This is a genomic window from Pseudoalteromonas sp. NZS100, assembly GCF_015864815.1.
Lineage (GTDB): Bacteria > Pseudomonadota > Gammaproteobacteria > Enterobacterales > Alteromonadaceae > Pseudoalteromonas > Pseudoalteromonas distincta.
Map to the genome: position 1 here is coordinate 190,212 of NZ_JADYWM010000005.1, position 15,245 is coordinate 205,456.

The 15,245-nt window shown below is 36.7% G+C and carries 13 protein-coding genes; 9 read left to right on the forward strand and 4 right to left on the reverse strand.

The genetic code is table 11. The features are described from left to right. The first annotated feature begins 3 nt into the window (after nucleotides 1-3). Both I6E69_RS07315 and I6E69_RS07320 read left to right on the forward strand, forming a co-directional pair. Entirely contained in the window at nucleotides 4-1,917 is a 1,914-nt protein-coding gene (locus I6E69_RS07315; protein WP_197120932.1) for an ABC transporter ATP-binding protein, read from the forward strand. Nucleotides 1,918-1,928: 11 nt separating this feature from the next. Then, nucleotides 1,929-3,674: a DUF3466 family protein gene (locus tag I6E69_RS07320; RefSeq protein WP_197120933.1), complete on the forward strand. Its 1,746-nt coding sequence runs from the start codon at nucleotides 1,929-1,931 to the stop codon at nucleotides 3,672-3,674. Nucleotides 3,675-3,775: 101 nt separating this feature from the next. Here I6E69_RS07320 and I6E69_RS07325 read toward each other — a convergent pair whose 3' ends face one another. Beyond that, nucleotides 3,776-4,282: a DUF2062 domain-containing protein gene (locus I6E69_RS07325; protein WP_024595571.1), complete on the reverse strand. Its 507-nt coding sequence runs from the start codon at nucleotides 4,280-4,282 to the stop codon at nucleotides 3,776-3,778. On the opposite strand from I6E69_RS07325, the gene I6E69_RS07330 reads away from it, so the two are divergent. From I6E69_RS07330 to tcdA, 7 genes are read left to right on the forward strand one after another with little or no spacing between them, the layout of a single operon-like run. Further along, on the forward strand, nucleotides 4,262-6,529 hold the full coding sequence (locus I6E69_RS07330) for a DNA internalization-related competence protein ComEC/Rec2 (protein WP_197120934.1): 2,268 nt from the start codon (nucleotides 4,262-4,264) through the stop codon (nucleotides 6,527-6,529). The genes I6E69_RS07325 and I6E69_RS07330 overlap by 21 nt on opposite strands. 60 nt (nucleotides 6,530-6,589) lie before the next feature. Next, nucleotides 6,590-8,335, forward strand: coding sequence for a lipid A export permease/ATP-binding protein MsbA (msbA, locus tag I6E69_RS07335; protein ID WP_149602576.1), 1,746 nt, complete (start codon nucleotides 6,590-6,592; stop codon nucleotides 8,333-8,335). Beyond that, nucleotides 8,332-9,312, forward strand: coding sequence for a tetraacyldisaccharide 4'-kinase (gene lpxK / locus I6E69_RS07340; RefSeq protein ID WP_197120935.1), 981 nt, complete (start codon nucleotides 8,332-8,334; stop codon nucleotides 9,310-9,312). Before msbA ends, lpxK begins: the two co-directional genes overlap by 4 nt. After that, on the forward strand, nucleotides 9,302-9,499 hold the full coding sequence (locus I6E69_RS07345; protein ID WP_002961789.1) for a Trm112 family protein: 198 nt from the start codon (nucleotides 9,302-9,304) through the stop codon (nucleotides 9,497-9,499). Before lpxK ends, I6E69_RS07345 begins: the two co-directional genes overlap by 11 nt. Continuing rightward, on the forward strand, nucleotides 9,487-10,248 hold the full coding sequence (kdsB, locus tag I6E69_RS07350; protein ID WP_165743201.1) for a 3-deoxy-manno-octulosonate cytidylyltransferase: 762 nt from the start codon (nucleotides 9,487-9,489) through the stop codon (nucleotides 10,246-10,248). The genes I6E69_RS07345 and kdsB overlap by 13 nt, the downstream gene beginning before the upstream one ends. Beyond that, nucleotides 10,245-10,925, forward strand: a complete 681-nt coding sequence (locus I6E69_RS07355; protein ID WP_002961792.1) for a TIGR01621 family pseudouridine synthase — start codon at nucleotides 10,245-10,247, stop codon at nucleotides 10,923-10,925. Before kdsB ends, I6E69_RS07355 begins: the two co-directional genes overlap by 4 nt. Further along, nucleotides 10,926-11,723, forward strand: a complete 798-nt coding sequence (tcdA, locus tag I6E69_RS07360) for a tRNA cyclic N6-threonylcarbamoyladenosine(37) synthase TcdA (protein WP_002961793.1) — start codon at nucleotides 10,926-10,928, stop codon at nucleotides 11,721-11,723. 66 nt (nucleotides 11,724-11,789) lie between these two features. On the opposite strand, the gene I6E69_RS07365 is transcribed toward tcdA, so the two are convergent. The 3 genes from I6E69_RS07365 to I6E69_RS07375 form a co-directional block, all read right to left on the reverse strand. Continuing rightward, entirely contained in the window at nucleotides 11,790-12,206 is a 417-nt protein-coding gene (locus I6E69_RS07365; RefSeq protein WP_002961794.1) for a SufE family protein, read from the reverse strand. A gap of 33 nt (nucleotides 12,207-12,239) precedes the next feature. Further along, nucleotides 12,240-13,466: a SufS family cysteine desulfurase gene (locus I6E69_RS07370; protein ID WP_197120936.1), complete on the reverse strand. Its 1,227-nt coding sequence runs from the start codon at nucleotides 13,464-13,466 to the stop codon at nucleotides 12,240-12,242. Between the two features lie 115 nt (nucleotides 13,467-13,581). Next, a complete protein-coding gene (locus I6E69_RS07375) occupies nucleotides 13,582-14,868 on the reverse strand; it encodes a citrate synthase (protein WP_002961796.1) in 1,287 nt (428 codons plus the stop codon). Nucleotides 14,869-15,245: the final 377 nt, after the last annotated feature.

Below are 15,245 nucleotides of genomic sequence, written 5' to 3' on the forward strand. Positions count from 1 at the left end.
ACTATGGACTTAATAAGAATTTTAAAAGCACAACTTGCTTTTGGTACACATGCTTTGCTTAACAAAGCAGACGCTGTTATAGAAAGTGGCGAAAGAGTGTGTGTAGTTGGTCGAAATGGCGCGGGTAAGTCAACGTTATTAAAAGTACTCGATGGACAAGTTGTTTTAGATGACGGTGAAATAAATCAGCTTGGTGGCATTCGAATTTCTCGTTTAGAGCAAGATCCACCAAAAGGTGCAAGCGGAACTGTATTTGATTACGTTGCGCAGGGTATGCCGGAAATTGCTAACCTACTCATTGATTTTCATCATGTTAGCAACGAACTGCAAACACAATGTACTGATAAGTTATTAAATAAACTTGAACGTTTATCAAACCAACTTGAAGCCGCTGATGGTTGGCGCTTTGATAGCCGAATTCAATTAGTTTTGACACAGTTAGAATTAACACCAGAGGCTAAACTTGAGTCTCTTTCTGGTGGCTGGTTACGTAAAGTAGCACTTGCGCGTGCACTTGTAAGTGAGCCTGACTTATTATTACTAGATGAGCCAACAAACCATTTAGATATGGCAAGTGTAATGTGGCTCGAACAGTTTTTAAAAGAATTCAAAGGCGGCATTGTATTTATATCGCATGACCGTGCGTTTATTCGCGCTGTCGCTACGCGTATTTTAGATTTAGATCGCGGTAAACTTATTTCGTACCCAGGTGATTACGCGACTTATCTAGAGCAAAAAGCGCATGATTTAAAAGTAGAAGAAGCGCAAAATGCATTGTTTGATAAGCGTTTAGCTGAAGAAGAAACGTGGATTCGCCAAGGTGTTAAAGCGCGAAGAACGCGTAACGAAGGGCGTGTTCGAGAGCTAAAACAGCTACGTAATGAGCGCAAGCAACGTGTTGATCAAGTTGGAAAAACTGACTTTAATATTGAAACAGCTGATCGCTCAGGTAAGTTGGTATTTGAAGCTAAGAACCTTTGCCATGCATTTAAAGACAAAGTTATTGCTGATGATTTTTCGACACTTGTAATGCGTGGCGACAGAATTGGCTTAGTAGGCCCAAATGGTATTGGTAAAACAACATTATTAAAACTAATGTTTGGTGATTTAGAACCAGATAGTGGTATTACTAAGCAAGGTGTTAATTTAGAGTTTGCTTACTTTGACCAATACCGTGAAAAACTTGACGAAGAAGCAACTGTTCAAGATAACGTTGCCGAAGGTAAACAAGAAGTGATGATGGGCGGTCGTTCACGCCATGTTTTAGGTTACCTGCAAGACTTTTTATTCCCTCCAGCTCGCGCTCGAACCCCGGTTAAAGCACTCTCTGGTGGTGAAAAAAATAGACTGCTATTAGCTAAACTGTTTTTAAAACCATCTAATATACTTGTTCTCGATGAGCCAACGAATGACTTGGACATTGAAACGTTAGAGTTACTAGAGGACATTATTAATCAATATCAAGGTACAGTGCTGATTGTAAGCCATGACCGAGAATTTATTGATAATACATGTTCTAGTGTATGGGCATTTGAAGGCAATGGTAAAGTAACAGATATCGTCGGTGGTTATAGCGACTATGAAGCTTATGTAGGTTACTTAGCTGAACAAGAAAAAAAAATTCAGCAACAACCAGTAAAAAAAGTTGAAAAAGTAGCCGCTCCAGCTTCAAAACCAGCAGCTAAGACAAATAAACTCTCTTACAAATTAAAACTTGAATTAGAGCAACTACCGAATAAAATGGAAAAACTAGAAGCTGAAATTGAAGCTCAACAAGCTGTAGTAAGTGACGCAAACTTTTTTAAACAAGAGAGTGATGTAACAACTAAAGCATTGAACCATTTAGCACAACTTGAGTCTGACCTTGAAGCTGCCCTTGAGCGCTGGGAAGAACTTGAAGAATTACAGAATCAGTAGTAAGGACTAAAATGAAATATAAATTACTCGCTGCCAGTATTTTAGCGACATTAAGCACTTCAGCAACAAGTGCGACGTACCAGTTAAGTGAATTAGGGACTCTTGAAGACGCTAAATATTCTTATGTAACAGATGTAAGCGAAAGCGGGCATATTATTGGTTTCGCAAATGGTTTATACAATTTACCTATTGATACAAGCTATATAGATTTTACTGAAAACCTTATTGAAAATAGCTATGACAATACAGAGGCAGCATTTGAATTAAGTGATAAAGAGATTACCTTCACACTTGATGACATTGAAAATAATGATGCAGTACTGACTAATGCTGATGCACACACTTTCATGGTTAGTTTTTTATCTTCAATTTCTACAAATTTTGAATATCAAAAATTAAGCTCATTAGTAGGCATAAAATATAATGATACACAAATAACTGAGCAACCATTATTTGATGTTGCATCTGTTGATTATGACGGACTAACACGTTCAACTACTAACCTTTTTAATGCTGTAACTGAAGATGGTGTTACAGTCGGTTGGGGAAGCGCTCCATACGATAAAGTATCTTTTACACCTGATGGCGAAGATGATGCAGAAACGTGGTTTACTCATGAATTTATAGAACGTGGAATTGTAATAAGCGCTGATGGCAGTGTAAGTGTTGAGTTAGAGCCTGAGTTTAATGAATACGGTGGTACAAGTCGTGCCAACGATATTATTAAAACTAACAGTGGTTATACCGTTGTAGGTAACATGTCTACAAGCATTCCAGATGACAGACAAGACAATATTGATGATAACTGTGATAATGAAGACGAACCAACGTCAGTATGTATCAACTTGTTAAATTCAAATATTTCACGCGGTATATTTAATAAGCGCGCTGTTAAATGGGAACTTGATGAATCACTCAATATCACGTCTGTTGAAGAGCTTGGTATGGCACTGACACCTGATGAAGGTGAAGCGGAAGATGACGCATTTACAAGTACTGCTTTAGCAGTGAACAGCAACGGTACAATTGTAGGTTCATCGAATACACGTTATTACAAAAATGACGATACAATTCTTACAATGCCAGTTTATTTTAAAGACGGTGCGGTTGTTGATTTTATTAATCAAGAAGATGACTGGCAGTCTGGTAAATCAATTGCTATTAATGATAACGATGTTATTACAGGTTATGCGACTAAGCGTATTGAAGGCACTCTTCGTAATAAATTCTTTTACCATGATATCGCAACGGGTAGTACGGTTTTCCCTACTGATTACTTTTCAAGCTCAAGTTCTTACGGTAACGATATAAATAACCAAGGTTATATTGTAGGTGAAGGAGAAGTGGGTGTTTCTGATAGCTCGCGACTAAAAGAAGCCTTTATTTACAAAATTGGTGAAGATAAAATCACTAATCTAAACGATTTACTGCCTTGTTATGACACCGACGGTGAAACTGATTACGCTTATACTATGGTTGAAGCGACAGCTATCAACGAAAATAATGAAATATTTGGTACTGCGACTAAAACAGTTGAAAAGCTTGATTCATTAGGCGGTGTATTAACTGATATTAATGGTGAAATTGAATATGAGAGTATTGCAATAGCAGTTAAACTAACTCCCATTGCAAATGGTGAAGTAGAAAGCTGTGCTCCAGTAGAAGCGGAAGCTTATGAGCGTAACTCTGCTAGCTTCCCTTGGTATACATTATTGTTATTACCACTGGTTGGCTTAAGGCGCGTATTTCGCTTTTAAAGTTTATTGATTATAAAAAAACCAACTTAATAAAGTTGGTTTTTTTTCGTCTATAATATTTTATTAGATTAGAATTGCAGTGATTATTTAGCTTTAACGCCCTAATTATTTCGTGATAACCATGCTTTTTTCACAGAACGGCGCCAAATAATATCGATACCAAAATATCCGATAATTGATGCAATAGAAGCACATACTAATGAACCTAATAAAAATGCAGGACCAATTGTTTCTATACTTTCTAAAAACCAAGACCAACTGGCTTCAAATACAAAGTGTTGTTCTGGCTGATTAAGTATTAACGTACCCACTAAGTATGAGCCATAAAAGATAGGTGGCATGGTTAATGGATTCGTAAGCCATACTAAAGCAACTGATATGGGTAAATTAACCCTAAATAATATAGCACCTGCTGCGGCTAAAACCATTTGAAAAGGAACAGGGATGAAAGCAAAAAATAACCCGACCGCGAAGGCCCCTCGAGCTGAACGTCTATTTAAATGCCAAAGATTTGCGTCTTGCAAAAGTCGTCCAAATATTTTTAGTGATTTATGATGTCTAATTTTATTTGGATCAGGTAAAAATCTTTGGATCGTTTTTTTAGCCATTTAAAGCAACCATTTACATCAGTGTGGATAAGTCTTGGGTTTGTAATTGGCTGTGTAGCAACCGTGTTTTATTATCAAACTCTCGAATTTACAGTCTTCACAATTTTCATTGTAATAGTGAGCGCTTATTTTAAGCCGTTTTTAAACGTATTGTTAGGCTTTATTTGTGCAATTTGCTTTGTTGGTATGTATTTTTACCTTTTTTATAGTTTTGAAATACCAAAACCGAACGAAAAGTATGCACTTGATTCTACATTAGTTGTTGAAGAGGTTATTTCTGATAAAAAACCTCAGTATATCAAAGCCAAAATAGTGGCATTAGACGGGAGTAGTTTTTCGAATTTTAGAGCACCCAAAGCAATGCTCAGTGTTAATTCTGCACAGCCTTTTACAGTCGGCGATGAATTCTCTGCATTAATCCATTTAAAATATTTTCGCAGTAATAAAAATTTTAATGTGTTTGATAATGAACGTTATGCATTTATAAATAGAATATTATTTAAAGGCAAAGTGCTCAATAAAGAGCTTAATATAATACACAGCGATAAACAAAGCATCGTGCTAGATTATCAAAACTTCATTAAAAATACCTATACAAATACAAGATTGCAGTGGCTCTATTATGCATTACTCAGTGGTGATAAATCGTTAATGAGCTATACAGATAAACAATTAATGCAATCACTTGGGTTAAGTCACTTACTGGCTATATCGGGCTTACATATTGGTTTGATTTTTAGCTTTGGTTACTTATTCATTCGATTTATCTGTACGAAAATAAACTTTTCAATTGGTCAATCATTTAACCTTACACTTTACTACAGTTCGTTCGGTTTTATAGCTGCATTAGTTTACGTATATTTAAGTGACTTTTTAGTATCAGCAACGCGAGCACTAATTATGCTGGGTTGTTATTTGTTACTTTATTTTCTTGCTAAGCAGCCGCTGCGATGGCGTAGTATTTTATTTGCCTTGGTAATAGTGCTTGCTGTTAACCCATTTAATTTACTTAATCCAGGTCTGTATTTTTCATTTTTAGCAGTCGCTATAATTTTTACTGTTATTAATAAATTACCAATATTAAATACACGAATAAAAAACAAAATTATTGCGTTATTTGTTATTCAAGTAGCATTATTTATCGGTTTATTACCACTTTCACTTTATTTTTTTAATGGCGTAAGTATTGCGGGACTAGTGATTAACTTAATTGCGATACCGTTTCTTTCCATCATTATTTTACCATTTTTGATTGTTTTTACATTACTGAGTACTTTTATAGATATAGGTAATTTAATACATTTGTTTGATACAGGGTTATATGCGTTATTTAAATTACTTTATGAAATACCCGAGTCGTTAAGATGGCTGACAACAGGAAGAATCGAGTTAATATTCGTCATTTTTACCTATATTACTATGTTGATGATTTACTTCCTCCCCTATAAATTGCTCTGTTTCATTCCTTTAACAGTACTTTTATTGAATAATCTTCTAAAAGAAAAGCCTAACTGGCAACTTCATGTGTTTGATGTTGGGCATGGTCTCATGGCATTAATTGAAAAAGATAACCAAGTGCTTATCTATGATTTTGGTCCAAGTTATTTTAATCGTTTTAGCCGTACGCGAAGTATTTTATTGCCTTATATAAAAGCAAATAATTTCACAGTAAAAACAGCAATTCTAAGTCATGAAGACAGCGATCACGCTGGAGGAATACAGCATTTTATTGAAGCTGGATTTGGGGAAACATTAAAGCAATTTCATCCTGAAAATACACTTAATGTTTGTGAAGTCCAAAATGTTGATTTTGTTGGTTTAAGAGTAGAAAGCTTTAGCACTAGAGGGTATGGAAATGAAAACGACGATTCATGCGTTGTTAGAGTATCAAGTAATACTCATAGTGTGTTATTTACAGGTGATATATCAAAATCCCGTGAAGCCTCTTTATTAGCGAATAATACATCGTTGAAAAGTACAGTCATGTTAAGCCCGCATCATGGCAGTGATACATCCTCAAGTGTTAATTTTATTAGTTATGTTGCCCCTAAAGTTGTGATTCATTCAAGTGCTTATAAAGGACAGTGGGAATTTCCCAAGCCCGTTGTTGTCGAGCGTTACAAAGCAATAAGCGCAGAGCAATTTACAACAGGCGTTGAAGGACAAATTAGCATTAAATTCTACTCAAACAATTTGGTCATAGAAACAGCAAGAGGGCAGGAAAGTTATTGGTTTATCAAAGATTGACGTTTAGTTTTATCTCATCGAAGGATACAATACAGGGAGTTACTGTATTTAGAGAGTGTTATGGATCAAAGTACTGCACAAATTTATAAACGTCTTGTCTCGTATGTTGGCGCATACAAAAGTGTCGCTTTTATCGCAATTGTTGGGATGATAGGCTATTCAGCAATGGATGCTTTATTCATTCAATTAATGAAGCCGTTTATTGATCAAGGTTTAAACCAGCGAAATACAGAAGTTTTAAAGTACGCTCCTTTTGTAGTTATCGCGTTAGTACTAGGGCGTGGTGTTTTTAACTTTATGTCTTCGTACTGTTTAAGTTATGTGGGCTCTCAAGTTGTACGCTCTTTACGCCAAGAGTTATTTGAGCACATATTGCATTTACCCGTTTCTTTTCATGACAAAAACTCAACGGGCGATTTAATTTCAAAAATCACTTTTGACACAGAGCAAGTTCAACAAGCAATTACTAAAGCGTTACTTATTGTTGTACGTGAAGGGGCCTTTGTTGTCTTTTTACTTGGTGTAATGTTTTATACCAGTTGGAAGCTCTCACTTATATTTTTAGTCATCATCCCTCTCGTTGCCATTATTGTAGCGGTTGTATCGAAACGTTTTCGCCATATTTCTAAAAGTATCCAATCAGCTATGGGGCAGGTTACACGTAGCTCTGAACAAATGCTTAGCGGACATAAAGTTATTCATGGATTTGGCGGACAAGACCAAGAAATAAACCATTTCTCAAAGATTAATAATCATAACCGCCAGCAGCGCATTAAAATGGATGCGACAAAAGCTTTAAGTGTATCAATTATTCAAATATTAGCAGCAAGTGCTATGGCTGTTATTTTATGGGCTGTATCTCTTCCATCAATGATTGATACGATTACCTCAGGTGACTTCATGGCATTAATTGCCTCAATGATGATGCTATTGCGACCGCTAAAACAACTCGCCAATGTTAATAGCGATATGCAGCGTGGTATCTCTGCTGCTCAAAGTATATTTTTAGTTTTAGATGAAGAAATGGAAAAAGATACTGGCACCGTTTCAGTCGATAAAGTTAAAGGGTTAATTGAAGTTAAAAATGTAACCTTTAAGTACCCAACAAAAGATGAAGCCGTATTAAACGATTTGTCGCTAACGATTAAAGCGGGTGAAAGTATTGCCTTAGTTGGGCGCTCAGGCTCGGGTAAATCAACAATTTCTAATTTATTACCACGCTACTATGACTTAGAGTTACCGAGTGAAATATTACTTGATGGTATAGCCCTGCAGGATTATAAATTAACAGATTTGCGTCGCCAATTTGCTTTAGTGTCTCAACAAGTCGTGTTATTTAACGATACGATTGCTAACAATATTTGTTATGGCATAAAGCATGATGTGTCTGAGGAAGAATTAGAGCAAGTTGCTAAACAAGCGCATGTTTGGGAGTTTGTTAAAGACCTGCCAGAGCAATTAAACACCATGGTAGGTGAAAATGGTGTAATGCTCTCCGGCGGTCAACGTCAGCGTATAGCGATAGCACGGGCAATATTAAAAGACGCACCTATTTTGATTTTAGACGAGGCTACATCAGCACTTGATACCGAATCTGAAAAGCTTATTCAGCAAGCATTAGAAACGCTAATGAAAGATAAAACCTCAATTGTTATTGCGCATCGCTTATCTACAATCGAAAACAGTGACCGAATCTATGTTATTGATAATGGTCGTGTAATAGAAAGTGGCGATCACAATAGCTTATTAGCAAATGACGGTACTTATTCAGCCCTTTGCAAAATGCAGTTTGGTGATCAGGCGTGAGTAAAATAGAACAAAGCTGGTATAAACCATTTGGTCTAATTACTTTGCTGTTATTACCATTAAGTGCTTTGTTTTGGGTTGTATCGTCATTTCGAAAATACTTATACAGCACTAAAATACTTAAACCTTTTGAGTGCAAAACGCCTGTAATTGTAGTTGGCAATATAAGTGTTGGCGGTAATGGTAAAACGCCTTTTGTTTTGTGGCTGTATGGTCATTTAACAAAGCAAGGTTTATCAGTGGGAATTATTAGTAGAGGGTATGGTGGGCAATCAGAAAATTACCCGCTGTTAGTTACTGAGCTTGTAGATGCTCAGCAGGCTGGAGATGAGCCCGTACTTTTATACCATCGTTTAAAGTGCCCAATAGTGGTTGGGCCTAATAGACAACACAATATCGATTTATTAGAAAATAATTATACACTCGATGTTATTATTTCTGATGATGGAATGCAGCATTATAAAATGCCTCGTAGCATTGAGTGTTGTATTGTTGATAGTGAGCGTCGTTTTGGTAATGGCTTTGTTATGCCAGCAGGGCCACTTCGTGAAACAACTAAACGTTTGCAAAGTGTCGATATAGTAATTGAAAATGGTGGTGAGGCTAATAATAGCTACACATTACAAGTAAGTAATCTTCGCTTAGTTAACTCAAGCGATTATGCAAAAAGTAACGTAAGTGAAGCACATGCAATAAGTGCAATTGGGAACCCTAAACGGTTTGAAAACTCATTAGAAGCACAAGATATTACGTTATTATCGACTCATCATTTTAGAGATCATTATGCTTATACAGTAGATGATTTTGCCCAATTTGGTGATGATTGCATTATAATGACCGAAAAAGATGCCGTTAAATGTAAGTCCTTTGCAAAGCCTAATTGGTATTATTTACCAGTAGATGCACAACCTACCGATAGCGTAATAAACAAATTAAATTCAATATTAAAAGAAAAAGGAATACTCAATGGCCTTTGATACAAAATTACTCGAGATAATTGCGTGCCCTGTTTGTAAGGGAAAATTACGCTTTGACAGAGAAAACAACGAACTAATTAGCACAGCAGCTAAGCTTGCTTATCCTGTTCAAGATGATATTCCAGTATTACTTGAAAATGAAGCACGTGAGTTATCTTTAGAAGAGGTTGAAAAGTGGAATTCGTAGTTGTAATTCCTGCTCGTTTTGCATCGACCCGACTACCAGGTAAACCGCTTGCTGATATTTGTGGCAAGCCAATGGTTCAACACGTTTACGAAAAAGCATGTTTATCAGGTGCTAGTAAAGTAGTTATAGCAACCGATCATCAAAAAGTATTTGATGCAGTAAGTATGTTTACTAATGATGTAGTAATGACGCGTGAAGATCACCAGTCGGGTACTGAACGATTAGCTGAAGTGGTTGATTTCCTTAAACTTGATAGCAATACAATTGTGGTTAATGTACAAGGCGATGAGCCACTACTTGCACCAGAAAACGTATCCCAAGTTGCTGCACTATTAAGTGATTCAACAGCACCAATGGCAACGTTAAGTGTTGCTATTGAAGAACGTGATGAAGTATTTAATCCTAATGCCGTTAAAGTGGTTAGCGATATAAATAAAAATGCCCTGTATTTCTCTCGTGCAAGTATACCGTTTGATAGAAATACGATGATGGATGATAGCACTGCCCTTAATTTAGCCCCGTTTCAACGCCATGTAGGTATTTATGCGTACAGAGCGGGTTTTATTAAACAATATATAGAGCTGAGTGTATCACCACTAGAATTACTTGAATCACTTGAGCAGTTACGTGTTTTGTATCACGGTTATAAAATTAAAATAGAACAAGCTCAAATAGCTCCTCATGCAGGTGTAGATACGCCTGATGACTTAGCTAAAGTGATAGCGCATATTAAAAGTAAAAACGTGTGAGTGAGCAAGTAAGTAAGATATTAAAAGTTGTTTATACACATAACGACTTTTATATTTTAGAAAAGCCAGCGGGTCTTAATTTTCATTCTGAAGAGGGACCCGGCTTTGTTGTTTTAGCCGAACAACAATTATCGCAAAAGCTTTATGCCGTTCATCGTTTAGATAAAGTGACATCAGGGCTGATTATTTTAGCGCGAAACAAAGCCGCTGCGGCCACCTTTACTGTTATGTTTACTGAGCATGCAATTGCTAAATTTTATTTAGCGATTAGTGATGCTAAACCAAAAAAGAAGCAGGGGTGGATAAAAGGCGATATGGCTAAGTCTCGCCGTGGCTCGTTTAAGTTACTAACGAGTACACTTAACCCTGCAATCACCCGATTCTATTCTCTGAGTTATAAGCCAGGGTTTAGAGGGTATATTTTAAAGCCTTACTCTGGTAAAACACATCAACTAAGAGTGGCACTAAAAAGTGTGGGTGCAGCTATTTTAGGCGATGCAATGTATTCAGGCTCGCTATCAAATCGTACCTATTTACATGCATATGCATTGAGCTTTTTATGGCAAAGTGAACAAATACAGCTAACTTTATTACCCGATAATGGTGATGAGTATTTGGCGTTAATTAAACATCAAGATTTTCAAGCATGGCAATCGCCATGGCAACTGGATTGGTAAATGAGCGAAAAAGTTACAGATATACGTTTTGGTGGTATTAAACGTTTATATGGTCATCAACAGTTTGATTGGCTTCAAGAAGCACATTTTTGTGTAGTAGGTATTGGTGGTGTAGGAAGTTGGACAGCAGAAGCACTTGCACGTACTGGTGTTGGTAAAATAACACTTATAGATTTGGATGATATTTGCGCCACTAACGTCAATAGACAAATTCACGCGTTAACGGGCACTATTGGTCAAGCTAAAGTCGATGCAATGAAAGCGCGCTGCGAGCTCATTAACCCAGAATGCCAAATTAGTGTAATAGATGATTTTATTACACTTGATAATATTCAAGAGCATATTCAAGGTTTTGATTATGTAATTGATTGTATTGATGCAGTTAAAGAAAAAGCAGCATTAATTGCTCACTGTAAACGTAATAAACTACCTATAATTACAACTGGTGGTGCTGGCGGGCAAACAGATCCTAGCCAAATAACTTTTGGTGATGTAGCTAAAACTACGCAAGACCCATTACTTGCAAAGGTGCGCTATATTTTGCGCAAGCAATATAATTTTAGTAATAATCCTAAACGTAAGTTTAATATTGATTGTGTTTACTCAACAGAGCAATTGGTTTACCCAGGAAGCGATGGCAGCGTATGTCATGCTAAGCAAAGTGCTGATGGCACGATGAATATGGACTGTAATAATGGTTTTGGCTCTGTGACTATGATCACAGGAAGCTTTGGTTTTTTTGTTGCTGCTAAAGCTGTACGTAAATACCTAGATAAAAAACAACGCTCGCAAGCCTAGGATCTGCCTTGCCTAAATACCAAACAGACTGCTGCAATTTAACTTTGAAAGATCAACAGACCTTGGTTAACTAAGCTTGTGTTGTGCCATGGTTTGAATTTTTTCAACCATGGCTTTAATACCATTACCACGTGATGCGCTTAAGTGGCTGATAAGGCCTAGCTTTTCAAATTCTTCATACGCATTTTTATTCACTACCTGTTCTGGTGTGAGCCCGTTATAAAGCGCTAAAATAATAGCTAATAATCCTTTTACTATACGAGTATCAGAGTCACCTATTACAACAAGTGTATTTTCGGTTAAGTCAAATTCAACGAACATCCATACTTTGCTTTCACAACCAGAGACAAGTGCGTCATCAGTTTTTAAAACATCAGCTAAAGCCGGTAATGTTTTTCCTAAAAGCATTATTTCACGATATTTTTGCTGCCAAGCAGGTGCATTTTTTATAGATTCTGTGACTTTGTTAAACGTATTTGTCATGAGTTATCCTAATTAATTCTATTAAACTGGCGTTCAATCTAATAAAGCGATACATTTTTTTAGTGAATCAATGAATATATCTACATCTTTGTAGGTATTATAAAAAGAAAAACTCGCTCTTAACGTTCCATTAAGCCCTAAATGTGTCATTAACGGTTGCGTACAATGGTGTCCGCTTCTGACTGCAACCCCATATCCGTCAAGTAAAGTTGCCAAATCATAAGGATGTTCATCTTTAAAATTAAAACAGAGTGTACCAACATTGTCAGATAGGTTGCTGAATATGGTAATGCCATCCACCTTTACCAATTTTTGTGCCGCGTAACTAAACAATTCTTGTTCATATTGCTGTATTTGCACGTGATCCAATTCATTTAAATAATCTAAAGCGGCACCAAAGCCTAAAACTCCAGAAATATTTGGTGTGCCAGTTTCAAATTTTGCAGGCGCAGGGCGATAAGTGCTATGAGTTAAGTAAACTTTATCGATCATTTCACCGCCGGATTGGTAAATATCTAGCGTATTTAGCTCTTCATATTGGCCATAAAGTACACCTAAGCCTGTTGGACCGAGCATTTTATGGCTTGAGCAAACATAAAAGTCACAGTTTAATTCACGTAAATCGGGTTTTAAATGCAGTGCACCTTGGGCTCCGTCCACTAAAACAAGCGAATTCACCTCTTTTGCAGCTACAATTAGTGGCTTTAAATCAGTGATATTACCCAGTGTGTTCGATGCTTGTGTAATAGCTAATAAGGCAGGTTTTGTTTCTTTTATAAATTCACAGCATTGTTGTATGTTTAGCGTGCCGTTATTGTTAAGCGGCAGAGAGACTAATTTAGCTCCCGTCTGTTGGCTTACTAGTTGCCAAGGCACTATGTTTGCGTGATGCTCAAGCGGAGATATTATTATGGTATGACTTTCATCTAAACGCTTTTTTAAGCCGTTAGCGACCAAATTTATGGCTTCTGTAGCACCTTTAGTCCATACAATCTCTTTACTTAAGACATTAAAAAACCTTGCAGTTTTATCCCGGACTTGTTCATAAGAATAAGTGGCCTGTTCGCTAAGTGTATGGCGTCCACGGTGTACATTTGCATTTTGAGACGTATAAAACTCAGTAATTGTATCTATAACTGATTGAGGCTTTTGTGAGGTTGCTGCTGAGTCTAAATAAACAAGCGGGCAGCCGTTTATTGTTTGATTTAATGTCGGGAAGTCTTTTCTAATTTTATTTATATCAAACTTTAAAGTAGGCATAGCTCATCTACATAGTGTTTTTAAGGCAGGGATTGTAATCGGTTTATGATAATTCTCAAGTGCTGTTAATAAAAAAGGCCGCAAAATGCGGCCTTTTTAAACTAACCAGCGTTAATTAACGCTTGTCAGTTGATACGTAGTCACGTTGAGTGTAACCAGTATACATTTGGCGAGGACGGCTGATCTTATGACCAGGTTGAGATAGCATCTCATCCCAGTGAGTGATCCAACCAACAGTACGTGCCATTGCAAAAATTACAGTAAACATGCTTGTTGGAATACCAATCGCTTTTAAGATAATACCAGAGTAGAAATCTACGTTAGGGTATAGTTTCTTCTCTACAAAGTACGGGTCTTCAAGGGCAATTTGCTCAAGCTTCATAGCAATATCAAGAAGTGGATCTTGGATATTTAGCTCAGCTAAAACTTCATGACACGTTTGACGCATTACTGTAGCACGTGGGTCGAAGTTTTTGTAAACGCGGTGACCAAAGCCCATAAGGCGGAATGGGTCAGCTTTGTCTTTAGCTTTAGCAACGTATTCATCAATACGGTCCACAGAGCCAATCTCTTCTAACATGTTTAAACATGCTTCGTTAGCGCCGCCGTGAGCAGGTCCCCATAAAGAAGCAATACCAGCTGCAATACATGCATACGGGTTAGCACCTGATGAACCAGCAAGACGAACTGTTGAAGTCGATGCATTTTGCTCATGATCTGCATGAAGCATAAAGATTTTATCCATAGCTTTAGCAGTTACAGGGTTAACTTTATATTCTTCAGCAGGTACAGAGAACATCATGTGTAAGAAGTTTTCTGCGTAGCTTAAATCGTTACGTGGGTATACAAAAGGTTGGCCGATGTTTGTTTTATAAGCCATTGCAGCAATAGTTGGTAACTTAGCAACTAGCTTAACTGCACTTGTTTTACGTTGTTCTGCATCAGTAATATCAAGGTCTTCATGATAAAAAGATGATAACGCACCCACTACGCCACAAAGCATTGCCATTGGGTGAGCGTCAAAGCGGAAACCTTGGAAAAAGTTAGCAATCTTCTCGTCAAGCATAGTGCTTGTAGTGATTTCATTCTTAAAAACTTCGTATTGTTCTTTAGAAGGTAACTCACCATTTAAAAGTAAGTAGCAAAGCTCAATATAGTTAGAATCTTCAGCTAATTGCTCAATTGGGTAACCACGGTGAAGTAGTACACCTTTACCACCATCAATATAGGTGATTGCAGATTCACAAGAACCAGTCGACATGAAACCTGGGTCATAAGTAAAGTGACCATGTGAACCTAACGTACGTACGTCGATTACATCTTGGCCAGCAGTGCCTTGATAAATTGGAAGTTCGATTGGATCTAGTCCATCAATATGGACTGTGGCTTTTTTATCTGCCATCGCTATGTATCTCCTATTAAGATATCTATTCTGATTTTTAGATTTTAAAGTTCTGAAATCTGTTTTAAGCACATCTTCGCATTTTAACGTGAAAGAGGGGGTTAAAGTCAATTTTTATAAACATTATGCATATATGTATAATAAATATTCGGTATTAATTAAATATAATACTATTGGCTAATTCGCAAACATCTCTAAATAAACAAGAATTGTAAAAAGTCCTGTGGGTATATATACTAACGGTGGTTTTAAACCGTATTGTATTTGGGTAAACATATTCTTAACAGCTTAAAATTTACTGTTTTGTGAACTTTAACTATTTTGATACGTTTATTCTGATAGTTCCATCAGTAATATTTGGTGGGTTTTTAGAAAAA